The organism is Variovorax sp. LjRoot84 (genome assembly GCF_964254305.1).
In the GTDB taxonomy this organism is placed as follows: Bacteria; Pseudomonadota; Gammaproteobacteria; order Burkholderiales; family Burkholderiaceae_C; genus Variovorax.
The window spans coordinates 1350902-1375808 of the sequence record NZ_CAXUTE020000002.1; the positions used below are offsets into that span (position 1 = coordinate 1350902).

A 24907-nucleotide genomic window follows, 5' to 3' on the forward strand; every position below is an offset into this window, starting at 1 on the left:
TCTTTTGTATAAAGCAGAAGACGAGAAAGGAAAGAAGAACCTATACCTGCACCAGTCGTGCGGGCCCCAGGTCGTTTAGGCGGTTCACGCCCAGCAGTGCCATGTCACGGTGCACCTCGTCGCGCAGCAGCGTGATGGCATGGGCCACCCCGGCGCGGCCCGCCAGCGCCGCGGCATAGGCCATGGGTCGGCCCACGAACACGTGATCTGCCCCCAGCGCAAGGGCCTTCAGCACATCGGTGCCGCGGCGCACACCGCTGTCCAGCATCAGCGCCATGCCGCCTTTGGCGCGGGCCGCCTCGGGCAGGGCCAGCAGGGGCGGCATAGTTCCGTCCAGCTGGCGGCCGCCGTGGTTGGAAAGAATCACCCCATCAGCCCCGGCCTGCTCAGCGCGCCGCACATCGTCGGCCGCGCTCAGGCCCTTCACCACCAGCTTGCCGGGCCAAGACCTGCGTATCAGCGCCAGGTGCTCCCACGAGAGGTGGTCGCGCAGGCCGAACTGCCGCACCACGCCGCTGGAGATGATGGGCACACCCCGCTGCGCGCTGGCGTTCTCGAAGTGCGGCATGCCCCGGTGAAGCAGTGTCTTCGCCAGCGTGCCTAACAGCCAGCGTGGGCGCGTCAGCCCGTCCCACGCCAGGCGCACGCTGGGCCGCAGGGGGGTGGAGAAACCCACGCGCACATTGTTCTCGCGATTGGCCAGCGTGGCGGTATCCACTGTCACTACCAGAGTCTTGAAGCCCGCGGCCTTCACCCGCTCGAGCAGGCCCTCGATATGCGCCGGATCGCCCGGTATGTAGGCCTGGAACCAGCCGCATGTGGGCGCCGCTTGCGCCACCTCCTCCATGCGCGTCAGCGACGCGCCGCTCAACACATACGGTATGCCGGCAGCCTCCGCAGCCTCCGCCATGACCACGTCTCCATTGAAGGCAAACAGCGCGCACAGCCCCATGGGCGCGATGCCGAAAGGCGCTTGGTATTCCATACCCATCAACCGGGTGCGCTGCTGCCGGTCCGACACGTTCACCAGCACGTTGGTGCGGAACATCCAGCGGCGGAAGGCGGCCAGGTTGGCATCCAGACTCACGTTGTCCTCTACCCCGCCCGAGAGGTAGCCGAACACCGGGCGCGGCAGGCGGCTTCGGGCCGCAGGCTCCAGATCGCCCAGGCTGAGGATGGGCCGCAGGCTGGCCGGCAAGTGGCGCCGGGCATTGGGGGCGGGCCCAGACTGCTGTCTTGGTGAGTTCATGGCTCGCATTGGACAACCCGCCGCGCCCGCACCTCAATCCGTTACGTCTAGCGAAACGCAGGCCGGGGTGTGGGAAGCCTCCGCTCAGGGGTGCCAGGAAGCCCGAAGCGCGGTCGCCGGCATGGCGCCCAGCGCCTCTCCCAGCATTCGCGCGGCCATAAGGGTCGGAGCCGCGTAGCGCCGCAGGCGTGGCGCCGTCATACGCTCCATTGGGCCCGAGCTGCTGACAGAGCCCAGCACTGCCCCGTGCCGCCCCCGCACTGCCACCGACACGCTGGCGATGCTGGAGCGTCCCTCCCCCCGCGTCAGGTGGAAGCCCTGGCGGCGTATGCCCTCGTACAGGTCCCCCGGTTCCCCCAGTGCCGCAAGGATCACCCGGCCCGCTGAGCCTCGGTCCAGCGGAAAAACCTCGCCGGTGCGGATGTGGTGCTGTATTCCCTTCGGCCCCTCGCAGCGCATCAGGCAACTGCGCAGGTTGCCCTCGAAAATGAAGAAGGAGGCCGTCTCTCCCGTGAGCGCACTCAGCTGTCGCAGCATCGGCTCTATCGCCGAATCCAGATCGAACTGCGCCTGGTAGCGCGAACCTATCCAGCCTGCTGCCGGGCCCAGGCGCCAGGCCCCGTCCTCGCGCCACACCAGGAAGCGTGCGGTAGCCAGGCTGCGCGCGAGCCGCAGCGTTGTAGGCTTGTGCATGCCGGTGCGGCGCGCCAGCTCGTTCAGCGGCAAGTACACCTCGTCCCCATCGAAGGCCGTGAGGATGGACATCGCCCGCACCACTGCCTTCACCGTCTCCTGCCCGGGCACGGACACGGGTTTGTCCAGCAGCAATTGCTTGAGCAGGGCCGCCGTGCGCACAGGTACTTCCTGGGTTTTCTTGCTTGGCATATCGATCTCCACGCTGCGGGCTATGGTGGCAAGCTTGCCGATCTGTTACGCCATACGAAACGCATTGTCGGATGCGGAGCCCCTCTACATGATGCGGCACCTTTCAACCACCAAGGACCTTTGCCATGACTCGCAACCTGCCACGTCGCACCTTCCTCACTTCGGCTGCAGCCCTCGCAGCGTTTGGTGCGCGGGCACAGGGGGCCTACCCGAACCGGCCGATCCGCATGGTCATCCCGTTTGCCGCGGGTGGCGCCACCGACGTGCTGGGCCGCGACCTTGCCCAGGCCATGACGGCCACGCTCGGCCAGTCCTTCGTGGTGGAAAACATGGGCGGAGGCGCTGGCGTGCCCGCCCTCAACACGGTGGCACGCTCGCCCGCCGATGGGTACACCACGTTCTTCTGTGCGTCGGGCAATATCACCGCGCAGCCTTTATTGGCCAAGAACCGCGTGGACATCCTCAGCCAATTGACGCCCGTCGGGATGGTCGCCACTGCGCCGCACGTGCTGGTGGTCAGCGCCAAGCTGCCGGTGCACACGGTGGGTGAACTCGTGGCCTATGCAAAGGCGCACCCTGGCACTCTGAACTTCGGCTCGGCGGGCGTGGGCGGCCTTGCCCACCTGGGAACCGAACTGTTCGCCCGCGCGGCCGGCATCAGCATCACCCACGTGCCCTACAAGGGCGCGGCCCAGGCCATGACTGATCTCGTTTCAGGCCAGGTGCAAGGGATGTTCGGCACCATGCCTTCGTTCACCGGCATGATCGAGAAAGGCGCTATACGCGCCTTGGGCATTACCGCCCCCAGCGGCGCCACGCCCTTGAAAAATCTGCCACTGATTGCCAGGACAGTGCCCGGTTTCCAGTACAGCAGCTGGAACGGAATCTTTGTGCCCGTCGGCACACCGGCACCGCTCATCGAGCAGCTCTACATCGCCATGGCCAAGGCCTCAACCGACAAGGGCTTGGCGAAGCGGTTTGATGAACAGGGCGTAGACATCGCCTTGGCCAACTCGGCCCAGCTCGCCGCCGCCGTGCACAAGGAAATCGCCGTGTGGGACAAGGTGATCCGCGACGCGAAGATCGAACTGAACTAGTTGGTGAAACGAAAGGTCAACTGGAGTGACTTTTCCGCACCCTATGGGCTGACGTCAAGTTGGGGTGACACGCCGCCTACGCTAAAGCTGCGCGGGCTCCGGCTGATGTCCGCTTCTGGCCGGCTGCCGTCTATCGCTGCGGAGACCAGCGGACGGTGAGTATGCATGCCGGCTGGACTCCAAAGGCGCGATGGAAGAGGCCTGGGCCCCAAATGACAAAGTCACCATGGCGGCGCAGGGTGTGCGCCATAACATCCTGCGACGCGAAGTCGGCGGCTACCGAGAACTCAATCCTGAATTCGCTGGTCGGGCTCGCCAAGACTGACATCGTCCTCCCGTCGCTCAGCGGCTTGAATTCGCCGTTTGGATTGCCTGCCGGATGAGAGAACCACTTGACGCATAGCCCAGCAGCAGGTTCGTCGGCAGGCACGTGGCGGAGGTGGATTGATGCCCCCTTGGTCCAGTCGCTGAATCCGATAAACCAGCCGGTCTCTTGGGTGTCCATATCGCCGGCGTTGCCGAACTCGATGTTCTGCGCGAGAAGCTGCTTCGATTGCATGCCAAATTCTGCCTTCGAGTTGGACGTATAGTTGTGGCCGCCTCGTCGACCTCGAGAATCTCCGGGCCAGATCGACTGAGCTCGCTACGCTGACCCTCGGTTAACGCTCGTCCCGAGAGCACAAGCGACTGCAACCCCGTGATGCCTGCAAACGCCGCGATGGTCGCAACGGAGAGCCGCGAGGCGTCGAGCGCGATTTGCTGGACGCCGCGCAAGCCGCAAAGCGGGACAACCGCATCGTCATCCACAACTGCATCCATCAGTGTGACCGCAAACACCTCGGCGTCCCACACAAGTTCATTGTTTTCTCCCTTTGATCTTGCCCGTGCTTTTCCGCCGCTTTGTGGGCTTGGCCGCGAGTTCTTCGTCGGGAACGGTCTGCCCGAGGTGCTCCAGTTCGCGCTGCATCTCGGCGCGCAGTTGATCGACACTCGGCAGCACAAACTGGTATCGGCTGGCGAAGACCTGTTCGTTCTTGTCGGCCAGCACGTAGCGCGCGACGGCGTCGTTTTTCTCGCTGCACAGGATCAAGCCGATGGTCGGGTTGTCGTCCTTGGACGCGACCTCGCGGTCGTAGTAGTTCACATACAGCAGCATCTGGCCCAGATCCCCGTGGGTGAGCTGCCCACCTTGAGATCGATAACCACGTAGCACTTGAGCTTGACGTGGTAGAAGACCAGGTCGGGGTAGAAGTGATCGCCGTCCAGCGTCAGCCGTCGCTGTCGGCCCACGAAGGCAAAGCCGCCGCCCAGCTCCAGCAAGAAGGCCTGCAACTGGTTGAGCAAGGCCTCCTCGACCTGCGACTCGACCAGCCGATGCAATGCCGGCAGGTCCAGAAACTCCAGTACGTAAGGATCCTTGATCGCATCCTTTGGGTGCGCCAGCAACTGGCCTTCATTAGCCAGTGTCAGCACGCCCTGCCTGTCGCGGCTCTTGAGCAGGCGTTCGAACAGCAGCGAGGCGATCTGCCGCTCCAGCTGGCGCGCCGACCACCCGTTGCGGATGGCCTCGATCTCGTAGAAATTGCGCACCTCGGGCCGCGCCACCTTGACGAGCAGGCGGTAGTGCGTCCACGACAACCCGGGATGCAAGGTGCCGGCCCGCCACGCGCCATCGGCATCGGCATCGGTATGGGTATGGGTATGGGTATGGGCGCCGGATTCAACACGCGCCGCGTGTTGAATCACAAGGGCGTCGATGGTCTGCGGGTCGAAATCGACACGCAGCGCGTGTCGATTCGCCAGTAGATCGGGGTAGGCCAGGTAAAATCCGCGCATGTACTGCAGCGCGCTGACCGAAAATCCGCTCCCGTACTCGCTGCTCAGTTGTGCCGACAAGCTCTTCAGCAGCGCCTGACCGTAGCCCGCGCGCCTGGCGCCGCGCCTCCACGATCTGCCGGCCGATCAGCCAGTTCGCGCACACATGCGCCGTGTTCACCGAACGTGCCGCCTGGATGCGTGCCGCTTCCCAGATATGACGGATGCGCGCCAGCAGCTCCGGACTGCTGCCGGAATCAGAGAAGCCATACGGCAGCATCCGGCGCTACGGCAAGGCCGATGTGGCGCGGGTCCGATTCGTCAAGTCTGCCCAGCGCCTGGGCTTCAGCCTCGACGAGATCGCCGGATTGCTCACCCTGGACGATGGCGCGCATTGCGACGAGGCGCGCCAACTCGCGGAGCAAAAACTCGCCGATGTGCGTGCCAAGCTGGCGGACCTGCATCGCATCGAGTCGGTCCTGGCCACCTTGATTGACGACTGCTGCGCGAGCCGCGGCAGGGTGTCTTGCCCATTGATCGCCGCGCTGCAGGAAGAGCCATAGCGGGCAACGATCGGCTGCGGCCTCCCGCGGGCCTCGATTTCTGGGCCACGCGCAAGCATTGAACAGGCAGCGTCACACCACCCTCAGGATCTCCCAGCGCGGCGTTGCCGAGACAACATGGGGCTCCATATCCTTGCTCCACTGCTTGTGGGCTTCAATGGCGCCCAGCTTGGTCCACGAATCGTTCAACTCGGCAAGGTCTTGAACGCTGACTTCCAGCTCGATGGTGGACTCAAGAGCCCCGATCGAACCGGTCGTGAGGCGCAGCTTGTCGGCGCTCCAGCCGACCTGTTCCCCGATATCGCCACACCACGTTTTCAGGGCGTCGATGACGGTCTGCTTGTGCCCGAAGCGGGCGTCGATATGCCAGCGCGCAATCATCATGATGTGCCTCCTTTCAGCATGGACAACAACAAGTCGCTGCCGATGACGCGTCAGGCGCGCACCGGGCAGACAGCCGTATATACGTGCCAGCGTCAACGCTGGATGCGACGCAGAGTTCTATCTACAATCAATCTAACGATTGTTGGAATATAGTCAATGAGAGAGTTGAAAGACCATCTGTACGAGCAGGTCGCCCGCCTGGGCAAGGCCCTGTCGAGTCCCAAGCGCCTGGAACTCATCGAGCTTCTGTGCCAGAGGGAGAAGGCGGTCGAGACGCTTGCGGCACAGGCGCAGATCAGCGTGAAGCTGGCCAGCGCGCACCTCAAGGAACTGAGGCAATCGAAGTTGGTCGAGACCCGCAAGGATGGAAAGTATGTGCTGTACCGGCTGGCGGACCCGGGGGTAGCCGACCTGTGGGTGGCGCTTCGCGGCGAGGCCGAGGCACGGCTGGTCGAGTTGCAAGCCGCATTGGCGGCCCTCGTCGAGCATGGCGATGACCTCGAAGGCGTCGACCGGCGCGACATCCTGAGGAGGGCCAAGACCGGTGAGGTGGTGGTTCTCGATGTCCGGCCGGCGGATGAGTTCGCCAGCGGCCACTTGCCCCACGCGCGTTCGCTGCCGTTGAACGAACTCAAGAAGAAGCTCGCCGAACTGCCGAAGGACACCCCCGTGGTTGCCTATTGCCGAGGCCCGTTCTGCCTGATGGCGCGAGACGCAGTGGAGCTGCTGCGCAAGAAGGGCTACAAGGCGTTCCGCCTCAGAGACGGCGTCGCGGAGTGGCGCGCGCACGGGTTGCCGGTCGAGGTCTAGCGTCCGAACGAATTGAGCCGGGAGACAACGATGTTCTTCAAGCAGCGAGCCACTGACGGCGCGACGCTCTCGTACTTCTTCGGTTGCTCGGGGCGCGGCCTGGGCATTGCGGTGGACGTCGTCGCGGGCGATGAGGACTGGTTCCTCGCCGAGGCCGGGAAAGCGGGCGCGGCGATCGCTCACGTCATCGACACCCATGTTCATGCCGACCACTACTCCGGCGGCTTCGCGCTGGCACGTCGCGCCGGCGCCGCCTACTGGCTGCACGAGAGCAACCTGGGGCGGGTGAGCTTCGACTTCACGCCGCTGACCGATGGGCAACGGCTCGACGCGGGCAACGTGCTCGTCGACGTGCTGCACACGCCGGGCCATACGCCCGATAGCGTCTGCCTGCTGGTGCGTGACCTGCGCCGGGGCGACGAGCCCTGGTTCGTCATCACCGGCGATACGCTGTTCGTCGGTGCGGTCGGCCGCCCCGATCTGGCGGGCCGGGAGCGAGAGATGGCGGCACAGCTGCACGATTCCTTGCACCGCAAGCTGCTCGCGTTGCCTGGCGACCTCGAGATCTACCCGGGCCATCAGGCCGGCAGCGCCTGCGGCGTGGGCTTGTCGGGCAAGCCGGCGTCGACCCTTGGCTTCGAAAAGCGCTGCAATCCCATGCTGTCGATGCCGCGCGAGGAGTTCGTTGCAGCGTTGACGCGTGACATCGCGCCGCAGCCGCAGGAGATGGCGCACATCATCGAGGCCAACCTGCGCGGCGCGCTGCCCGAGCTCGTTCGCGCTTGAGCCACGCGCGCCATGGAATACGGCATTCGCGCCAATTTGGGACAGGTCCTGCAGCAGTTGCTGCAGGTGCTGTTCGTGGGCATGACCCTCGGCATGATGCGCAATGTCGTGCCGGCGCTGGCCGAAAGCGAATTCGGCGTACCTCGAGGGTCCTTCATGCTGCTGGCGGCTTTCGTGGTGGCCTTCGGCTTCGTCAAGGGCGCGCTCAACTTCGTCGCGGGCCGCCTGGCCGAGCGCATCGGCCGCCGCCGGGTGCTGCTCCTCGGCTGGCTGGTCGCGCTGCCCATCCCGGCGCTGATCTACTTCGCGAGTTCGTGGAGCTGGATCGTCCTGGCCACGTTGCTGCTGGGCGTGAATCAGGGGCTCACCTGGTCGATGACACAGACGGCCAAGCTCGACATCACCCGCGCGGACCAGCGCGGTCTGGTCATCGGGCTCAACGAATTCTCCGGCTATGTCGGCGTCGCACTCGCCGCGGTGATCACCGGCTACGCCGCGGCGCTGGCCGGGCCGCGCGCAGGACTGCTGTGGTTCGGTGTCATCGTCATCGGGCTTGCGACGCTGCTGGCGTGGGCGGCAGTCGCCGAGACGCTGCCCTGGGCCCATGCCGAGGCCCGGCGCCACGCCGCAGGACAAGCCACGCAGGACCTGCGCCCGCGCCATCCGATCACGCTGAGCGCGCAGCCGTCCACCGGCGAGATATTCGCGCTGATGAGCTGGCGCGACCGCCGCATGGCCGCGCTCTGCCAGGCCGGCCTGGTCGAGAAGTTCGTCGACGCGCTGGTCTGGGTGTTCTGGCCGGTCTACCTGCACCAGCACGGCGTGAGCCTGCCCGGCATCGGCTGGATCGTCGGCGTCTACGGTTTCACCTGGGGCGGCGCGCAACTCATCACCGGCCGCCTCTCGGACCGCGTCGGACGCCATCGGCTCAACACCTGGGGCATGTGGATCTGCGGCGTGGGCGTGGCCTTGCTGCCGATGGGTACGGGCTCGGCTTGGTGGAGCCTCTCGGCCGCCGTCGCGGGCCTGGGTATGGCGATGCTCTACCCGAACCTGAGTGCCGCAGTTGCCGACATCGCGCAACCGAACTGGCGCGCCTCGGCGATCGGTATCTACCGTTTCTGGCGGGACCTCGGCTACGGCATCGGTGCCCTGGCGCTCGGCGGCGCCGCGGCGCTGGGTGGCCACATCGAGAGCGCGTTCTGGTTCGTGGCCGTGGCGATGGGGCTGTCGGGCCTCGCGCTACACCTGTTGGGCGAGGAGACGCATCCGCGGCTCAGCGCCGCCCGTTGAATGCAATCGACCCACGTGGCCGGTGCCTGGCTCGGTCTATTAGTAAGAAACTCGACAGCGCCGCCCGCCTACGGATCCAACCAGCAAGATCGCGGCGGCCGTGCGAACCTTCAAGGACACCGAGGCAATATGAAACTTCGCGCCATCACCTTCGACACCGGTGGAACTGTGCTCGATTGGCACAGCGGTGTCGTGCAAGCTCTCCGTCGGGTCGCTCACCAACAACAGGCTTCGCAAGCCGATTGGCATGCCATCGCCAACGATTGGCGCAGGCGCACCATGGCCGCGATCGTCGGGCTTAACCGGCCGACCTTCAATATGGACGATGTACATCGCCGGACCCTCGACGAGTCATTGACTCAATTCGGTCTGATGTGCTCCTCCACGAACGCGGGGCCCGCGGGAATCACCATCTCCCGGTAGGCGCTGTTCTTCAGGTCTACCCACGAAGTACCTTCGACATCCGAAGGCGTCTTCATCTCCGCAGTGTTCATCTGGTTCGTGTTGACGGCAACCGTCACCTGGTCGGGCCGGGGCGTCAGTTCGGCAAGGCCGTGGCGCGTGTCGTCGGAGAGCCACTTCGCGGTGTCTCCTTCATTCTCCGGCGCAAAGGAAATGGATCCGCCCACCTGCAACACCATCTTCGGAACGGCGGTGCGCAGGCGATCAAGCATTTCGTTGAACATCGAGAGCCGCTTCGATCCCTTGCCGTCGGCTTCGCGGACATGCACGTGCAGCACGGTGGCACCGGCGTTGTAGCAATCCACCGCTTTCTGGACCTGGTCAGCCATCGAGACGGGAATGTAGTCGGAGTCGCCCGGAAGCCATTGAGGTCCGTAGGGTGCGGCCTGGATGACAAGCGGTTCCTGGTTTTCGGGCAGAAGGGAGTCGTCGAGAAAGTGCATGTGGGTCTCCGTGGAAAGATGGACGCCCGCGTTGTGCGGGACGGTTGCATCTTCTGGATTCGCGCCACGGCCCGCTTGACGCTTGGCGTCGCCCACTTGGCTTTTCACGACACTGCCTGCAGCTGCCGGCGTTCAGAGACGCTATGCCGCGCCTCGCCCCGCGTGCGGACGGCGCTGGCGGACGGCACGGCTTGCCGAAGGCGCCGACCGTGTGCGCCACTTTTCCGGCGAACAGCCGAACTGGGTGCCGAACCACCGGGTGAATGCGCTGTGCGTGGTGTAGCCCAGCATCGCCGCCACCTCGCCAAGGCTGTGGTGGGTATTGGCGACATAGCGGCGCGCGAGTTCCTGCCTCACTTCACTGATCAAGGCCTTGAAGGTGAGTCCGCATCCGTCGAGCTCTCGCTGCAGCGTGCGCATGCTGATCCCCAGGCCGGATGCGACGGATTTGCATGTCGCTCGACCCGTTGGCAGCATCAGGTAGATCGCCTTGCGAACCTCCTGGTCAATCGAGCGCTGCCGATCATCGGGCAGCGCCGCGATCATCTTCTTGGCATATTCGGCCAGCACAGGATCGGCCGCCGAATTGGCCACATCCAGATCGGCCGCCCGGCACACCAGCCCATTGAAGGCGCCATTGAACTCGATGCGGCACTTGAAGAAGCGACGATGAAACGCCGGGTTCGCCGGCGGTGGGTGCGTGAAGCTCACGCTCGTCGGTCGCCAGCGCTCCTGAAGAAGTCCCTCGCCCAGCCGGTAGAGAACGCCGATCGCCAGTTCGATGGATTGGCGCGCGGCGACCGGAAGAACCAGCTCCTCGCGCAGCACGACCAGGTTCCCGACGTCCTCGACCTCGATCGCCAATCTCTCGTTGAGCAGGTGCAGGTGATCGATCAGCGTCAGCAGTACCTGCCGCAGCGTGGGTTGGTGCATGAGCAGCAGACTGACGACGCCGAAGTTCGAGAGCTGGCGCCGCGCTGCCATGCGCAGACCGAAGGACTCGCAACCGGTCTCGCGGGCCGCATCCTCGAACAGGCGTGCAACCCGATCCGCTTCGATCAGCTGGTCCGGCTGGCGAATCAGCTCTGCGCGCAGTCCCGCCCTGCGCAGTGCCGCGCCCGGATCGAATCCGAGCTCTTGTGCAACTTCGGAGAAGTTCGTCAGCGCGGCTGCGCGCACCAAGGCTGCCATCGTGAAGCGTTCCAGTCGTGCGCCGATTCTGGCATCAAATGTCAAGCGAATGGCATGAACTGCAAAGCGCCAATACAGCGCGACTCCTACAGTTCAGTCACCAAGAAGGAGACAAGCATGCAGATCGAACCGCTGACGTGCGCCATCGGCGCACAGCTCAATGGCGTCAGCCTTGCCGACGCAGTTCGCAGCGTCGAACTGTTCTCCGAGATCAAGGCTGCGCTGTTGCGCCACAAGGTGCTGTTCCTGCGCAATCAGACATTCAGTCGCGAGGACCACGTGGCCTTTGCTCGCCGCTTCGGAGAACTGGAAGACCACCCCGTCGCCGGCAGCGATCCCGAGCACCCCGGGCTGGTGCGCATCTACAAGACGCCCGATGCACCCAACGATCGCTACGAGAACAGTTGGCACACGGACGCCACCTGGCGCGAGGTGCCCCCGATGGGCTGCGTGCTGCGCTGTGTCGAGTGCCCGCCGGTCGGTGGGGACACCATGTGGGCGAACATGGCGCTGGCCTACGAAAGGCTGCCCGAGCACATCAAGACACTGATCGCCCCGCTGCGGGCGCGCCACAGCATCGAGGCGACATTCGGCGCGGCCATGCCGATCGAGAAGCGGCTGGCGCTCAAGGCCCAGTACCCCGACGCCGAGCATCCCGTGGTTCGCACCCACCCCGAGACCGGCGAGAAGGTGCTGTTCGTCAACAGTTTCACCACGCACTTCACCAACTTCCATACGCCGGCCAACGTGCGCTATGGACAGGACTTCGTTCAGGGCTCGTCCTCACTGCTGCAGTACCTGCAGAGCCAGGCCGCCATTCCCGAGTACCAGGTGCGCTGGCGTTGGCAGCCCGACAGCGTGGCGATCTGGGACAACCGGGCCACGCAGCACTACGCGGTGATGGACTACCCGCCCTGCCACCGCAAGATGGAACGCGCCGGAATCATCGGCACGCCCACATCCTGACCCGCGCCTCGTCGGCCCATCCCCACGACATTCCCCGGAGCATTCAATGAACTTCCTCGACGGTCACCTGTTCCCCGAGAACCAGCAGCCGCTGGTCATCACGGCGGCCCCCTACGCCCCTTCGTGGGTGCCCTCCGATTTTCCCGGCGAGATCGCCGTGACGATGGAAGAGCAGATCCAGAAGGCGGTGGACTGCTACGAGGCCGGCGCCACCGTGCTGCACCTGCATGTGCGCGAATTGGACGGCAAGGGTTCCAAGCGACTTTCCAAGTTCAACGAGTTGATCGCCGGCGTGCGCGCCCGTGTGCCGGAGATGATCGTTCAAGTGGGCGGCTCCATCAGCTTTGCGCCCGAGACCGATGGCGCCGCCGCCAAGTGGCTGAGCGATGACACGCGCCACATGCTGGCGGAGCTGGACCCCAAGCCCGACCAGGTGACGGTGACGATCAACACCTCGCAGATGAACATCCTGGAGCAGTTCGACGCCCGGGACATCCAGGGCACTTCGATGGAAGATCCGGCCGTCTTCAATGCCTACAAGGAGATGACCGTGCCTGCCCAGCCCGGCTGGGCCGAGGAGCACATCCGTCGCCTGTCGGCTGCGGGCATCCAGAGTGCATTCCAGTGCTACAACATCAACAGCTTCGAGTCGGTCGAGCGGCTGATGCGCCGCGGCGTCTACAAAGGCCCGCTGGTGATGAACTGGGTGGCCATCAGCGGCGGCATGGACGCGCCGAACATCTACAACCTCGCCAACTTCGTGCGCGCCGTGCCCGATGGTGCGATGTTGACGGTGGAGAGCTCGGTGCTCAACGTGTTGCCGATCAACATGATGGGCATCGCCATGGGCCTGCATGTGCGCTGCGGCACCGAAGACAACCTCTGGAACCAGTCGCGCAGCGCAAAGATCGGCACTGTGGCGCAGATCGAGCAGCTGGTGCGCATTGCCGGTGAATTCGGCCGCCCCATCGCGACCGCGCGGGAGGCGCGCGAGATCTGCAAGATCGGCGTGTTCTACGACACGGCGGAAGAGACGCTGCTGGCCAACGGTTTCGCACCCAATCGCAATGGCGGCCAGCAGGGCTTCCTGCGCAAGGCCGCCTGAGCGCGGCACGGGAAAAAACCATGAAGCACTTCTTGCGCCTCGCCTTGTGTGCCGCGGTCGCCGTCGCGGGGGTGGTGCCGGCTTCGGCGCTCGCTTTTGCCGACAAGCCGATCAAGATGATCGTGCCCGCGCCGCCAGGAGGCACCATCGACGTGATGGCGCGCATCGTGAGCGATCAGCTCTCGCGCGACATCGGCCAGCCGGTGGTGGTCGAGAACAAGCCCGGCGCCGGCGGCGCCATCGCAGTGAAGTACCTGCTCTCGCAGCCGGCTGACGGCCAGGCACTGATGGTGACGGCCAGCAACGTTCTCACCGAGGTGCCGCACGTGCTCAAGGGCGGCTTCGATCCGCTCAAGGACGTCAAGCCCCTCTCGCTGATGGCGCTCTCCTCGATGCTCTTCATTTGTTCGCCCCAGTTCCCTGCCAGGGACGCGAAGGAAGCCATTGCCTACGTGAAGGCGCATCCCGGCCAGGTGTCCTATGCCTCCTACAGCGCGGGGACGGCATCCCAGTACGCCGGAGCCATCCTGAACAAGACGGCGGGACTGGACATGCAGCATGTGCCCTACCCGGGGTCGGCGCCCGCGCTGGCGCAGTTGATGGGCGGCCAGGTTCCGCTGATGTTCGACGGGGCCGTCACCTCCAGGAGCCTGATCGCTGCCGGGAAGGTGCGACTGCTGGCGGTCGCGACCAAGACCCGCTTGCCGGAGTTTCCGAACGTGCCCACGCTCGCGGAGCTCGGCTACCCGCAGCTGAACTTCAGCAACTGGACCGGCGTGATCGCCTCGTCCCAGATGCCGGCACCGTTGGCCGAGAAGATTCATGCGGCGCTGCAGAAGGTCGCGGCGAACGCAGCGGTGCGCGAGCGCCTGATCGGTGCCGGCTTCGAGCCGATGCCGGAGCGCTCGCTGGCGCAGGCGCAGAGCGAACTGCGGGAGGAATACGTCCGCAACGCCGACATCGTCAAGACCTTCGACATCAAGCTCAACTGAGCACCGAGGCCGCCGCGGGCAGATGTTGCACGCCGGGCTCCCCAACTGAAGAACAGGAGACACGAAATGGTCAAGGCCATCCGCTTTTACGAGACCGGCACGCCCGATGTTTTGAAGCTCGAAGACGTCGAGGTCGGGGATCCCGGCCCCGGCCAGGCGCGAGTGCGCCACAGCTACATCGCGCTGAACTTCATCGACGTCTATTTCCGGACCGGACGCTATCCGCTTGCGTTGCCCAACGGGCTGGGCTCCGATGCAGTGGGCGTGGTCGAAGCCGTGGGCCCGGGCGTGACGGACATCCGGGTCGGCGACCGCGTGGGCTATCTGATCGGACCGCAGGGCGCGTACTCGCAGGTGCGCGTGATGCCGGCCGAGGTGCTGATCCCGCTGCCCGACGGCGTATCGGACCGCACAGCCGCCACCTTGATGATGAAGGGCATGACTGCGCAGTACCTGTTCCGTCAGGTGTTCCCGCTCCAGGGCGGCGAGACCATCCTCTACCACGCGGCAGCCGGCGGCGTGGGCCTGATCGCCTGCCAATGGGCGCGTGCCATGGGCGTGACCATGATCGGCACGGTCAGCACCGACGAGAAGGCCGAGCTCGCCAAGGCCAACGGCTGCGCCCACACCATCGTGACCTCGCGCGAAAACATCGTCCAGCGCGTCAGGGAGATCACCGGCGGCAAGGGCGTGCCGGTCGTCTACGACTCGGTGGGCAAGGACACGCTCGAGGCGTCGCTGGGCTGCCTGCAGCCCCGGGGCTCGTTGGTCAGCAACGGCACATCGTCGGGCCCGGTGGTGATCGACTCGCAGATGCTGGCCGCCAAGGGTTCGCTCTGGGTCACGCGGCCGGCGATGGTGCACTACATCCAGCCGCGCGCCCATATGCTGGACATGGCCCGCGAACTGTTCGACCACGTGCTCGCCGGGCGCATCGTCAGCGAGCCCAAGCAGGTGTTCCAGCTCGAGGATGCGGCCGAAGCCCATCGCGCGCTGGAGTCGCGCAAGACCACCGGATCGACCGTCCTGGTGCCCTGAACCGCCGGATGGCGATGGCCATCCGGATGCATTTCCTCCCGAGCGACGCCGGCACCGACGACTGCTTGTCCGGGCCGCGCCGGGCCTGCTTCGCCTCCAACAACCTGAGAGCATTTCCCATGAACGGTTTGATGATGGATCGGCCGCTGCTGATCTCCAGCCTGCTCACGCATGCAGAGAGCCAGCACGGCGACCAGGAGATCGTGTCGCGCCGCGTCGAGGGCGACCTGCACCGCATGACCTATCGTGATCTCGGCCGGCGCGCTCGCCGGCTGGCCAACGCGCTGGCGGCGCATGGCATCGCGCAAGGCGAGCGTGTGGCCACGCTGGCCTGGAACGGCCACCGCCACATGGAGCTCTACTACGCCGTATCGGGCACGGGCGCCGTGCTGCATACGATCAATCCACGCCTGCATGCCGATCAGGTGGCGTGGATCGCCGATCACGCCGAAGACCGGATCCTGTTCTTCGACCTCACCTTCCTTCCCCTGGTCGAAGCCATCGCGCCGCACGTGGCGACCATCAGGACCTTCGTCGCGATGACCGACCGCGCGCACATGCCCGTCTCCACGACGGTCCCGAACCTGCTGTGCTACGAGGATCTGCTCGAGGCCCATTCGCCCGCGTTCGACTGGCCCGAGTTCGACGAGCGCAGTGCCTCGTCGCTGTGCTACACGTCCGGCACCACCGGCAAGCCCAAGGGCGTGCTCTACAGCCACCGCTCCACGCTCCTGCACGCCTACGCGGCGGCGCTGCCGGATGCGCTGGGCTACGCCAGCAGCGATACCGTGCTGCCTGTGGTGCCCATGTTCCACGTGAACGCCTGGGGCATTCCGTACATCGCCTGCATGGTGGGGGCCAAGCTGGTGTTTCCCGGCCCGCGGCTCGATGGCAAGTCGCTGCACGAGCTGTTCGAGGCCGAAGGCGTCACTGTGTCTGCCGGCGTGCCTACCGTGTGGCAGGGACTGCTCGCGCACGTGGAAGCCAACGGGCTGAAGTTCAGCACCATGCGCCGCACCATTGTTGGCGGCTCGGCCTGCCCGCCTGCCATGGTGCAGTCCTTCCAGGAACGCCATGGCGTACAGGTGGTGCACGCCTGGGGCATGACGGAAACCAGCCCCCTGGGCACGGTGTGCAGGCTCAAGCCGCAACATCAGGCACTCGACGCGCCACAGCGCCTGGCCATCCAGTCCAGGCAGGGCCGCGCGGTTTTCGGCGTGGAGATGAAGATCGTCGGCGCCCAGGGCGAGCGGCTGCCGCACGACGGCCGGGCCGCGGGCGAACTGATGGTGCGGGGGCCCTGGATCGCTGCGGGCTATTTCCGCGGCGAGGGGACCGGCCCGCTGGTGGACGGCTGGTTTCCGACCGGTGACGTGTCCACCATCGATGCCGACGGCTTCATGCAGATCACCGATCGCAGCAAGGACGTGATCAAGTCCGGGGGCGAGTGGATCGGCTCCATCGACCTGGAGAACATCGCCATGGCGCACCCCGCCGTCGCCATGGCCGCCTGCATCGCCGCGCGCCACGCCAAGTGGGACGAACGGCCGCTGCTGGTGGTCGCGAAAAAATCGGGCCATGCAGTGACGCGCGACGAACTGCTCGGCTTCTACGAAGGCAAGATCGCCAAGTGGTGGACGCCGGACGACGTGGTGTTCGTCGACAGCATTCCCCTGGGCGCGACCGGCAAGGTGCAGAAGAACCTGCTGCGCGATGCCTGGGGCGACCACTTGCTGGCCAAGGCCTGAGGCACCCGTGACGAGCCTCTCCCTCGCCAGCTGGCATTCACGCGGGCGCGAGCTCTTCCCCGGCGTGCTCGCATGCGCCGTGGTCGCGGCCGCGGCCACCTTCTTGTCGCAGCACTACGGTGCGCCGGTGATGCTGTTCGCGCTCATGCTGGGCATGGCGATGAACTTCCTCTCCGGCGATGGGCCGTGCAAGCCGGGTATCGAGTTCACCGCGCGCCAGGTGTTGCGCTGGGGCGTGGCGCTGCTGGGACTGCGCATCACGGCGGCGCAGGTCATCGCGCTGGGCTGGTCCCCGGTGCTGGTGGTCGCGTTCTCGCTGGTGTTGACCATCTGCGTGTCGATGATCGTGGCGCGGCTGATGGGCTTCAACATCCTGTTCGGCCTGCTCAGCGGCGGCGCCACCGCCATCTGCGGCGCCTCGGCCGCGCTGGCGCTCTCGGCGGCGCTGCCGCCGCACCCGCTCAAGGAGCGCGCCACGCTGTTCACCGTGGTCGGCGTGTCGGCGCTCTCCACCTTCACGATGATCCTCTACCCGATGCTTGCGCGCGCGCTGGGCATGGACACGCAGACCGCGGGCGTGTTCCTCGGCGCCACCATCCACGACGTGGCGCAGGTGGTGGGCGCCGGCTACGGAATGTCGCAGGAGGTCGGCGATACCGCCACCCTGGTCAAGCTGGTGCGCGTGGCGGCGCTGCTGCCAGTGATCCTGCTCGCCGTGGCGTTCACGCGCCGCGGCGGGAAGGCAGGCGACGGCCCCCGGCCACCGCTGCTGCCGTGGTTCGCCGTCGGCTTCGCGGTGCTGGTGGCGCTCAACAGCACCGGTTGGCTGCCGAGGTCGCTCACCCGCATGGGCAGCGACCTCTCCGGCTGGTTGCTGGTGGCGGCGATGGCCGGCATCGGCATGAAGACCCAACTGCGCGAACTGGTCGCCGTCGGCCTCAAGCCGGTGGTGCTGATGGTGGGCGAAACCGTGTTCCTGGCAGTTCTGGCGATCGCCCTGTTGCGCTGGATGCCCTGATGCGGGTGGCTGGCCATGTCGGGACCGCCAAACGTAGCGCAACGGACACGTCCGTTGCAATCCACTGATCGATGTGAGGAGAACCCATCCATGAAGAAACTCGCACTGGCGCTTTGCGCGCTCGCGGTTGCGGGAGCTGCCGCCGCGCAATCGTCCGTCACCATGTTCGGCGTTGTCGATGCCGGTTTCAGCTACTACCGCGCCACGAGTCGATCCTGGGGGCCGACGCTGCCGCGGCAGGTGACGCAAAGCCAGAAGGTGCTGTCGAGTTCGGGCTACAACTCCAGCAGGTTCGGTTTTCGAGGTACCGAGGATCTGGGCGGCGGGCTGGCGGCCAGCTTCTGGCTGGAGGCGCCAATGGCCAACGACTCGGGTGCCAGCGCCATCTCGAACTTCGGCCGTCGCTCCACCGTCAGCCTGTCCGGCCCCTTCGGCGAGCTTCGACTGGGCCGCGACTACACCGCCTCCTTCTGGAACGACGCCGTGTTCGATCCCTTCGGCGTCAACGGCGTCGGCACCAATCTGATCGCGGTGGTCAACAGCAATCTGGCAGCTTCGCGGGCGCTGGCCACCGGCGGTCTGCTCGGCGGGGGACTGTCCGCCGGCACCGACAGCTATCTGCGCACGAGCAATGCGGTCAGCTACTTCTTGCCTCCGGGACTGGCAGGCCTCTATGGGCAGGTGCAGTACGCGCTTCACGAGAACGTGGAAGTCAGCACCGTGCCCGGTGGTCCGTCCGAGCGCGGGCGCTATGCGGGCGGCCGCCTGGGCTGGACCGACGGCAAGGCCGACGTGGCGCTGGGCTATGGTGAAAGCACCTTGGCCAGCACAACCCCCGGTGGCGAGAAGATCAAGAGCTTGAACATCGGCGGCTCCTACGACTTCGGGGTGGTGAAGGTCCTCGGCGAATGGTCGCGCGTGCGCGATGTGCGCGATGGCACCACGGCCCTCCCTGCACGCTCGACGGACCTCTACGACGGCCTCGTCGCCGGCGTGAACGTGCCGGTGGGCCCAGGCATCATTCGCGCATCGTTTGCGCGGGTGAAATTCAGGAACGGCAACGGCCTGCCGGACAGCGATGCCTCGGTCAACAAGCTGGCGCTGGGCTACGTGCACAACCTGTCCAAGCGCACGGCGTTGTATGCGTCGGTGGCGCGCATCGGCATCCGAAACGGCCACAACAACCCGACCGTGATGGGCGTCACCCCTCTGGTGCTGAGTCTCCCTGCCATCCTGCCTCAGCCTGCCTACGTCAGCACCAATGGAATGGAGCCTCGCAGGTCCATCGGCTACGACTTCGGCGTCAGGCACGCCTTCTGACCTTCGCGCGTGCGGCCACCGCGGGTGTGCTCGTCAGCCTTCTTGTGTTCGCATACATCCCGATGATGCACGCCGGTGGTCCTTTGCTCTGAGCGCCTGTCCCCACAGCAGAACGCTGTGTTCTGGTCACGCGTCCGCATCTAGCCCATCCTGATCGGCAAATGACTCCCATTGAAGGTCGGCTTCTATGAGGACTTGTTTGTCAAGCGTTGTCGGTCAGCATCTCGGTGGATGGCATGTCATGGTGGCCTCCGCGGTATCTGGGTCCAAGGTCGGGGCGTGACGGGCGTTCGAGCCAGTGCTCGGACGAACTGGCCGTCTGGCGCAGGAGCCCGCCGCCCGCGCCCTGCCCCTCCCCAGGTCGCAGCTGCATTCCAGGCTCGGTGCGCACGATCGCGCCAGCGCCGATGCTGCGGCATGCTTCGCCAGAACAGCACGACACTGGAGGTCGAGACGGCCGGCCGAGGTCTCGTGGACGTCACGCAGGAAGTGGCCCGCTGGGTCCATGGTTGCAGGATTGAGAGCGGTCTGCTCACCCTCTTCGTTCGCCACACCTCGGCCAGTTGGTGGGTGTGCCTGGCTAGAAGTTATTTTTCTTGAATTTGGGGATGTCCCCGGCCATCTTGAGGAGGTTTGCCGCGCGCTCCACAATGAAGTTGGCCAGGCCGGATACGAACTTTCTTTCTTCGTCGACGTAGACAGAATCCTCGGCCTGCAGCTTGGCCTGCACGATCGCGAGCTCGCACAGCTTCGTGAGCTCCCGCGCAAAGTAGGGTCGTGGAATGCGAGTGCGGTCGCAAAAGTCCGCAAGCGCGAACGACTTGATGCCGTTGAGTTCGAACTCGTCTCCGAATGCCATCGCGAGATCGTGGTGGATGTTCTTGTACTGCAAGACGCTCACCAGATCGTAGAGCTCGGTCACTGCGAGACCGGCGTTCTGGCTGTAGAAGGAGAGGTTCTTGCCGTGCGCATCGCTGTTGCCCAGCAAGAGCGTCGTCACCGCCCAGAGCACGATTCGTTGCACGCCCAGCGCTTGGTCGATCAGGTCCTTGCGCACATCCATGAGCTTCTGGAAGCTCACGCCATCGCGAATGTGCTTCACATCCTCTCCTTCGCCCATGTTCCGCTCGTACTTGGCGGTCACTGACATGTCGAGTGCCTGGCACGCATCGATGATGTGCAGTCGATCGACCGAGTCCTTGGACCTGCGGCGGTCGAACCGTTTCACTGCCAGCACGGCCGACGGCACTCTCAGGATCTCCACTTCGGCGGCATAGTCCGCGTTGAAGCGGCTCTGGCTGATGCGGTTCGCGAGCTTCATGCAGAAGTGCTCGTTGGCCACCATGAAGGGCATGGCCTCGCTGAGCGGCTGCGGCTTCAGGATGTGCGTCGAGGCGAGCGAGCCATCGGCCAGGAAGAGCTTGTCGCCGTCCTTCAGCACCAGCAGCTTGTCCTGGAAGCCGGCGACCGACATGCGCACCTTGCCATCCCAGACGCTGAAGGGCTGCTGAGCTCGACGTTGGATGCGCTCGTCGAGTTCCGCGAAGGGTATTTCGCGAGCCTGTGGGCCCCCCTCGCCTGGCTTCTGTCCCACGGGGACGAAGCTCAGTGCGCCTGCAGTCTCGCGTCCAAGATGGCGGATGAGACCGAAGATGTTGTTCCTCATGATGTTGGAGTGCTTCGACGCAACGTCCAACGCATTGCCCTCGGGCAGCAGATTCTCTACAAAGCGTTTGACCGTGCCTGACGATGCATCCCCTGCAAGAGGAAGGTGGGGTGACAGCGGGAATCCGGCTGGATTCTTTACCCAGGTGGGGTCGTACTCGAGAGCGAATTCCTCGCTCCCGGGGTCGAACTTCAATGCGCCGACAAAGACTTCCCCGGCGTAGAGATGCAGGGCGTAGTCATCCATGGCTACGCTCCGTCGTCTGGGAGGATGACCTGAGGGCGCTTTCCACGCGGGGCAACGCGCGCGCAGGTACGACGAGTATTCGCAGGCCCAGCCCCTCCAGGACCAGCATCAACTTGTCCACGGTGACCGGCTTTCCGTTCTCCAGTCGCGACAGCATGTCCGGCGACACCAGGCTGAGGGAAGCCGCATCGTCGATGCGCAGACGGGCGTGAGCGCGCTGGTTGCGCACCAGCCGCCCAAGATCGGCCAGGTTCCGCACCACGGGGGAAACGGTTTCATCGGGGATAGGAAGCTTGCGTGTCATAGTTCCGCCTTTACGGAACTAATTCTGGAGCCCTGGAGTAGAGTCGATTGTTCCGCAATGCCGGAATTATCCCCGCTTGCAGTCTCTCAGTCCATTGTTCCGTGATCACGGAATTAAAATCTCCCAAGAGCACTGGACGGATTGCCGGGGTGCCTGTTCCCCCTTCAAGCGCCCTTCCAATGATGTGAGCACTCACATCATTGGAAGCGGTTGCAGTAGCTGAATCGTTGGTCAAGCCGGGACCATGGCGCCGGATCCTGAGGTCAGTGGGAATGGGCCTATTTGCCGGCCGGCGCATCGAACAGCTGCCGATCGACCTTCCAGTCCGGGCCGTAGGTCGCATCCGCATAGGCGTAGACCACTGCTGATCCGAGGAGCCCGTGAAGAACGTCTCCCTGCGCAGCTCTGCGACTGATGACCGCGTTCAGTGCGCCTTTGCGCGCCAGATCCTGAAGGGCCCGATTGACCCAGCCGTTGAGCTTGGCCGGCTCCAGGGCGGCGACCTCTTTCTTCATGGCTTCGATCTGCTCGCGCAACCAGGTCGACCCGTCGGAGGCTGCGGGCTGCGCGGGCGCGGCCTGTGCGGGCGCAGCCACGGGCAGCGAAGGGGTGGCGGGTGCCGGCCCCGTTGGCGCATCGGGCTCCGTCTCGTTGCGCAGCAGCGAGCGCAGATAGGAGAAAGCGTTGTCGACGGCGCGCAGGCTCTTGTTGCCGGCGCGTCGCTCCAGCACGGCGATCTGATCGCGGACACGGTCGTCACCGAACTCCTTGATCAGGCCTTCGAGCTTGATCTCCCGGATGCCGAGTGTTTCGGCCCGCAGGATCAGGTTGGCATCCACGGGTTGATTCGAGGCAGGCCGTGGCAGCGACGCCTGGCGCTTCTTCCTGACGGCGAATTGGACCTCGTGGATCAGCCTGCCCTGCTTGTGTTCGATGAGCTCGATCTCCAGGTCCGTGTCGCTGTTGATCTCGGCCACTGCATCCTTCACGCGCTCGTTCTTGAACTTGCGCCACTCGCGCCGCTCGGGGCCCGGGCCGTTGCTCAAGGCGTCGACCCACCACGCCACGGGCTTGCGACTGGTGACCCCGCTCGGATTGTCCCGGTAGCGAATGCAGATCTCGTAGAGCGCCACGGCCGTGTAGGAGCCGAGCTTGCCGAGAACCTCCAGATCGATGGTGGCCCAGCGCTGCGGCTCGCGCAGGGCGGACATGATCGTGGGCGGATACGACCAGCTGACCCAGTTCTCGCCGCGACGCACTTCGAGCGCGACTTCCGAGAGCATGGAGAAGCCCCGCCACTTCACGCCGTCCCCGGGCGCGGTCGACTCCCAGTCGACCTCCAGGCTGCGCATTTCCAGCAGATAGCGCTTCGCCGCGGTGCGCTCGCTGCCGCTGGAGCCGGTGGTGCGCAGCACAGCCGCCAGGGGTGCCTCGAACATGAAGTCGGCCGAGGGCATGGCCGGCATGGCCACCAGCCGCGTCTGGGAGATCTGCAGCAGCGCCGTGTAGATGCGACGGCCGGTCAGCGTCACGCGCGCCGAGCGCGGCATCATCACGATCATCTCGTGCGGCTTGCGCAACTCGAGCGCTTCGTCGGCATCAGGTGCCGCGACGTTCTTCTGACTGTTCATGAGGACCTGATCGTATGTCCAACTCCGATTGGACACAAGCGGAATCACCGTCCAGTCGGCACCCTCTCTCACGCGCTGGGCGCGAAGGGTCGACAATCAAAACGGGGCCCGATTAAAAGCTGGACACTTGGTGAACTCCCCTGCCTCAGGCGCTTCAGCCGGCCCGATTAAAACCCGGACAGTTCGCCTCGCAGCGTGTTCTGAGGGTCGTCATTGGGGTGGTTAGAACCTGGACATTGCCCTCTTGCGAAGGCAAACGGGCAGATTTTGGGGCCTCAGCACTGCTGTGGATAAGCTGCGAGGCATCGCGTCACCGGCTGGACGGTTGCCGATCAGAGTCTGGACAGATGCGATTAGAAGCTGGACGCAAGCGATCAAAACCCGGACGGCGTACGCGAATATTGTCTCGTAAGTTATTGATTTATAAAGATAAAATTGAATTTGCCAGGAGCTTAATCTCTTTAAGGTATTCAATATCTTTTAATCTCGGGAGAGGTGGATGGAGAACAGAATACGAAGGCCGCCACAGGGCAGCGTCCGCGCAGGATGATTGTTGAAGATTCTTCGTTTTTGCGAAGGTGATGGGCATAATCGCAGCACTCTTCAACTTCCGGGGCAGACTTCGTGGACATCAAGCAAACCATCCGGCGCCAGAATCTCGAGGACATCGAGCACCAGGCGCACAAGGTCGCGGGCATGATGGAGCGCATCCGGGTTGCGATGCTGGCACCGACCGCCACCAAGACCGCGCCGACGCTCAAGGCCGTGCAACTGGCCGAGCTGTGCGGGGTCGACAAGTCCAAGATAGCTTACCGGCTCACGCGCGGCGACCTGCCCAGTGGCGAGATCCATGGCAACAGTCGTGAATGGACGATGGCGGAGGCCCAGGCCTGGGCCCGCGAGCTGCGTGCCGACCACCTGCGCCCGGACGGCGCCGCCGGCATCACGATCACCGTCGCCAACTTCAAGGGCGGCGTGGCGAAGACCACCTCGGCGGTCACGCTGGCCCAGGGGCTCTCGATGCGCGGGCACAAGGTGCTGTTGCTGGACCTGGATCCGCAGGGCTCCGCCACCACCCTGTTCGGGGTGCTGCCGGACGCCGAAGTCGAGACCGAGCACACGGCGATGTCGCTGTTCACCGGGGAGCAGGACAACCTGCAGTATGCGATCCGCCCGACCTACTGGCCGAACATCGACCTGGTCTGCGCGGCGCCGCTTCTCTATGGCGCGGAATTCCACCTGCCGGCGCGCCAGGCGCGGGATGCGGGCTTCGAGTTCTGGCGCGTGCTGGACCGCGGCCTGGACCTGACGCGCGAGGCCTACGACGTGATCGTGATCGACACCCCGCCGTCCCTGAGCTACGTGACGATCAACGCGCTGATGGCGGCCGACGGCGTCATCATGCCCCTGCCCCCTTCGGCGCTCGACTTCGCGAGCTCGGCCCAGTTCTGGGACCTGTTCTCCGACCTGTGCAACCAGCTGGTCCGAAGCCGCGGCAAGGACAAGAGCTTCGAGTTCATCGATGTGCTGTTGTCGCGGGTCGAGGCCTCGGACACGGCCAGCTCGGTGGTGCGCCAGTGGGTGCTCGAGGGCTACGGCGACAAGGTGCTGCCGATCGAGATTCCGAAGACCGCGGTGGCGGCGACCGCCAGCGCGGAGTTCGGAACCGTCTATGACCTGCCGCGCGGCTCGGTGAACTCCAAGACATTTTCCCGGGCGCGCGTTGCCTACGATCGGATGTGCGAGCTGATCGAGCAGCAGATCGAAGCGGTGTGGGCGCACCAGGTGGCGGAGCGGCAGGTTCTGGAAACGGTGGTTTGACATGGGACTGAAAGACAAGGCCTCCAAGATCGACTTCGCATCGTTGATGCCGGTGGCGTCACCCACGCCCGACG

Annotated in this window: 22 protein-coding genes and 2 pseudogenes; 13 read left to right on the forward strand and 11 right to left on the reverse strand. The window is 65.1% G+C overall.

All coding sequences use genetic code 11. The features are described 5' to 3' along the window. Positions 1 to 40: 40 nt before the first annotated feature. Together ACSQ9I_RS37265 and ACSQ9I_RS37270 are read right to left on the reverse strand one after the other, a co-directional pair. Positions 41 to 1249 carry an alpha-hydroxy acid oxidase gene (locus ACSQ9I_RS37265; RefSeq protein ID WP_436316951.1) on the reverse strand — a complete coding sequence of 403 codons (1209 nt, stop codon included), beginning with the start codon at positions 1247 to 1249 and terminating at the stop codon, positions 41 to 43. Between the two features lie 84 nt (positions 1250 to 1333). Then, positions 1334 to 2134 carry an IclR family transcriptional regulator gene (locus ACSQ9I_RS37270; protein ID WP_436293121.1) on the reverse strand — a complete coding sequence of 267 codons (801 nt, stop codon included), beginning with the start codon at positions 2132 to 2134 and terminating at the stop codon, positions 1334 to 1336. 125 nt (positions 2135 to 2259) lie between these two features. Between ACSQ9I_RS37270 and ACSQ9I_RS37275 the strand changes: the two genes are divergently transcribed. Then, entirely contained in the window at positions 2260 to 3231 is a 972-nt protein-coding gene (locus ACSQ9I_RS37275) for a Bug family tripartite tricarboxylate transporter substrate binding protein (RefSeq protein WP_436293122.1), read from the forward strand. A 130-nt stretch (positions 3232 to 3361) separates the two neighbouring features. On the opposite strand, the gene ACSQ9I_RS37280 is transcribed toward ACSQ9I_RS37275, so the two are convergent. Beyond that, positions 3362 to 3790 (reverse strand): hypothetical protein, encoded by a 429-nt coding sequence (locus tag ACSQ9I_RS37280; RefSeq protein ID WP_436316952.1) that lies wholly within the window; start codon positions 3788 to 3790, stop codon positions 3362 to 3364. A gap of 297 nt (positions 3791 to 4087) precedes the next feature. Continuing rightward, a pseudogene (locus tag ACSQ9I_RS37285) lies at positions 4088 to 5127 on the reverse strand (PDDEXK nuclease domain-containing protein). A gap of 143 nt (positions 5128 to 5270) precedes the next feature. On the opposite strand from ACSQ9I_RS37285, the gene ACSQ9I_RS37290 reads away from it, so the two are divergent. Next, a complete protein-coding gene (locus tag ACSQ9I_RS37290) occupies positions 5271 to 5609 on the forward strand; it encodes a MerR family DNA-binding protein (protein WP_436316954.1) in 339 nt (112 codons plus the stop codon). A gap of 72 nt (positions 5610 to 5681) precedes the next feature. On the opposite strand, the gene ACSQ9I_RS37295 is transcribed toward ACSQ9I_RS37290, so the two are convergent. Beyond that, positions 5682 to 5993: a hypothetical protein gene (locus ACSQ9I_RS37295; RefSeq protein ID WP_436293126.1), complete on the reverse strand. Its 312-nt coding sequence runs from the start codon at positions 5991 to 5993 to the stop codon at positions 5682 to 5684. A gap of 156 nt (positions 5994 to 6149) precedes the next feature. Between ACSQ9I_RS37295 and ACSQ9I_RS37300 the strand changes: the two genes are divergently transcribed. Genes ACSQ9I_RS37300 through ACSQ9I_RS37310 form a run of 3 tightly spaced genes read left to right on the forward strand, consistent with a single transcriptional unit; the run spans position 6150 to position 8882 of the window. Then, on the forward strand, positions 6150 to 6803 hold the full coding sequence (locus ACSQ9I_RS37300; RefSeq protein WP_436316955.1) for an ArsR/SmtB family transcription factor: 654 nt from the start codon (positions 6150 to 6152) through the stop codon (positions 6801 to 6803). Positions 6804 to 6833: 30 nt separating this feature from the next. Further along, positions 6834 to 7589, forward strand: a complete 756-nt coding sequence (locus ACSQ9I_RS37305) for an MBL fold metallo-hydrolase (RefSeq protein WP_436293128.1) — start codon at positions 6834 to 6836, stop codon at positions 7587 to 7589. A 12-nt stretch (positions 7590 to 7601) separates the two neighbouring features. Beyond that, entirely contained in the window at positions 7602 to 8882 is a 1281-nt protein-coding gene (locus ACSQ9I_RS37310; RefSeq protein WP_436293129.1) for an MFS transporter, read from the forward strand. 39 nt (positions 8883 to 8921) lie between these two features. Here ACSQ9I_RS37310 and ACSQ9I_RS37315 read toward each other — a convergent pair whose 3' ends face one another. The 3 genes and pseudogenes from ACSQ9I_RS37315 to ACSQ9I_RS37325 all read right to left on the reverse strand — a co-directional run bounded on the left by ACSQ9I_RS37315 (position 8922) and on the right by ACSQ9I_RS37325 (position 10978). Continuing rightward, positions 8922 to 9215, reverse strand: a complete 294-nt coding sequence (locus ACSQ9I_RS37315; RefSeq protein ID WP_436293130.1) for a hypothetical protein — start codon at positions 9213 to 9215, stop codon at positions 8922 to 8924. Between the two features lie 35 nt (positions 9216 to 9250). Further along, positions 9251 to 9787 (reverse strand): annotated as a pseudogene (locus ACSQ9I_RS37320) (3-keto-5-aminohexanoate cleavage protein); the annotation flags it as partial. Between the two features lie 141 nt (positions 9788 to 9928). Further along, positions 9929 to 10978, reverse strand: coding sequence for an AraC family transcriptional regulator (locus ACSQ9I_RS37325; protein ID WP_436316956.1), 1050 nt, complete (start codon positions 10976 to 10978; stop codon positions 9929 to 9931). Between the two features lie 117 nt (positions 10979 to 11095). Between ACSQ9I_RS37325 and ACSQ9I_RS37330 the strand changes: the two genes are divergently transcribed. The 7 genes from ACSQ9I_RS37330 (at position 11096) to ACSQ9I_RS37360 (ending at position 19165) form a co-directional block, all read left to right on the forward strand. Then, positions 11096 to 11944, forward strand: coding sequence for a TauD/TfdA dioxygenase family protein (locus ACSQ9I_RS37330; protein ID WP_436293132.1), 849 nt, complete (start codon positions 11096 to 11098; stop codon positions 11942 to 11944). A gap of 46 nt (positions 11945 to 11990) precedes the next feature. Continuing rightward, a complete protein-coding gene (locus ACSQ9I_RS37335; RefSeq protein WP_436293133.1) occupies positions 11991 to 13049 on the forward strand; it encodes a 3-keto-5-aminohexanoate cleavage protein in 1059 nt (352 codons plus the stop codon). Between the two features lie 20 nt (positions 13050 to 13069). Further along, positions 13070 to 14041: a Bug family tripartite tricarboxylate transporter substrate binding protein gene (locus ACSQ9I_RS37340; RefSeq protein ID WP_436293134.1), complete on the forward strand. Its 972-nt coding sequence runs from the start codon at positions 13070 to 13072 to the stop codon at positions 14039 to 14041. 66 nt (positions 14042 to 14107) lie between these two features. Continuing rightward, positions 14108 to 15079, forward strand: a complete 972-nt coding sequence (locus ACSQ9I_RS37345; RefSeq protein WP_093111857.1) for a quinone oxidoreductase family protein — start codon at positions 14108 to 14110, stop codon at positions 15077 to 15079. 119 nt (positions 15080 to 15198) lie between these two features. Further along, a complete protein-coding gene (locus ACSQ9I_RS37350; RefSeq protein ID WP_436316957.1) occupies positions 15199 to 16827 on the forward strand; it encodes a 3-(methylthio)propionyl-CoA ligase in 1629 nt (542 codons plus the stop codon). A 7-nt stretch (positions 16828 to 16834) separates the two neighbouring features. Continuing rightward, positions 16835 to 17845 carry a YeiH family protein gene (locus tag ACSQ9I_RS37355; protein WP_436293136.1) on the forward strand — a complete coding sequence of 337 codons (1011 nt, stop codon included), beginning with the start codon at positions 16835 to 16837 and terminating at the stop codon, positions 17843 to 17845. A 90-nt stretch (positions 17846 to 17935) separates the two neighbouring features. Continuing rightward, on the forward strand, positions 17936 to 19165 hold the full coding sequence (locus tag ACSQ9I_RS37360) for a porin (protein ID WP_436316958.1): 1230 nt from the start codon (positions 17936 to 17938) through the stop codon (positions 19163 to 19165). Between the two features lie 580 nt (positions 19166 to 19745). Here ACSQ9I_RS37360 and ACSQ9I_RS37365 read toward each other — a convergent pair. The 3 genes from ACSQ9I_RS37365 to ACSQ9I_RS37375 all read right to left on the reverse strand — a co-directional run bounded on the left by ACSQ9I_RS37365 (position 19746) and on the right by ACSQ9I_RS37375 (position 23012). Then, positions 19746 to 21077, reverse strand: coding sequence for a HipA domain-containing protein (locus tag ACSQ9I_RS37365; protein WP_436316959.1), 1332 nt, complete (start codon positions 21075 to 21077; stop codon positions 19746 to 19748). Continuing rightward, complete coding sequence (locus ACSQ9I_RS37370) at positions 21070 to 21381, reverse strand: helix-turn-helix domain-containing protein (RefSeq protein ID WP_436293139.1); 312 nt, start codon at positions 21379 to 21381, stop codon at positions 21070 to 21072. Before ACSQ9I_RS37370 ends, ACSQ9I_RS37365 begins: the two co-directional genes overlap by 8 nt. 278 nt (positions 21382 to 21659) lie before the next feature. Beyond that, the gene (locus ACSQ9I_RS37375) at positions 21660 to 23012 is read right to left on the reverse strand and encodes a hypothetical protein (protein WP_436316960.1); all 1353 of its coding nucleotides are present in this window, start codon (positions 23010 to 23012) and stop codon (positions 21660 to 21662) included. A gap of 624 nt (positions 23013 to 23636) precedes the next feature. Here ACSQ9I_RS37375 and ACSQ9I_RS37380 point away from each other — a divergent pair. After that, a complete protein-coding gene (locus ACSQ9I_RS37380) occupies positions 23637 to 24833 on the forward strand; it encodes a ParA family protein (protein WP_436293141.1) in 1197 nt (398 codons plus the stop codon). The last annotated feature ends 74 nt before the right edge of the window (positions 24834 to 24907 follow it).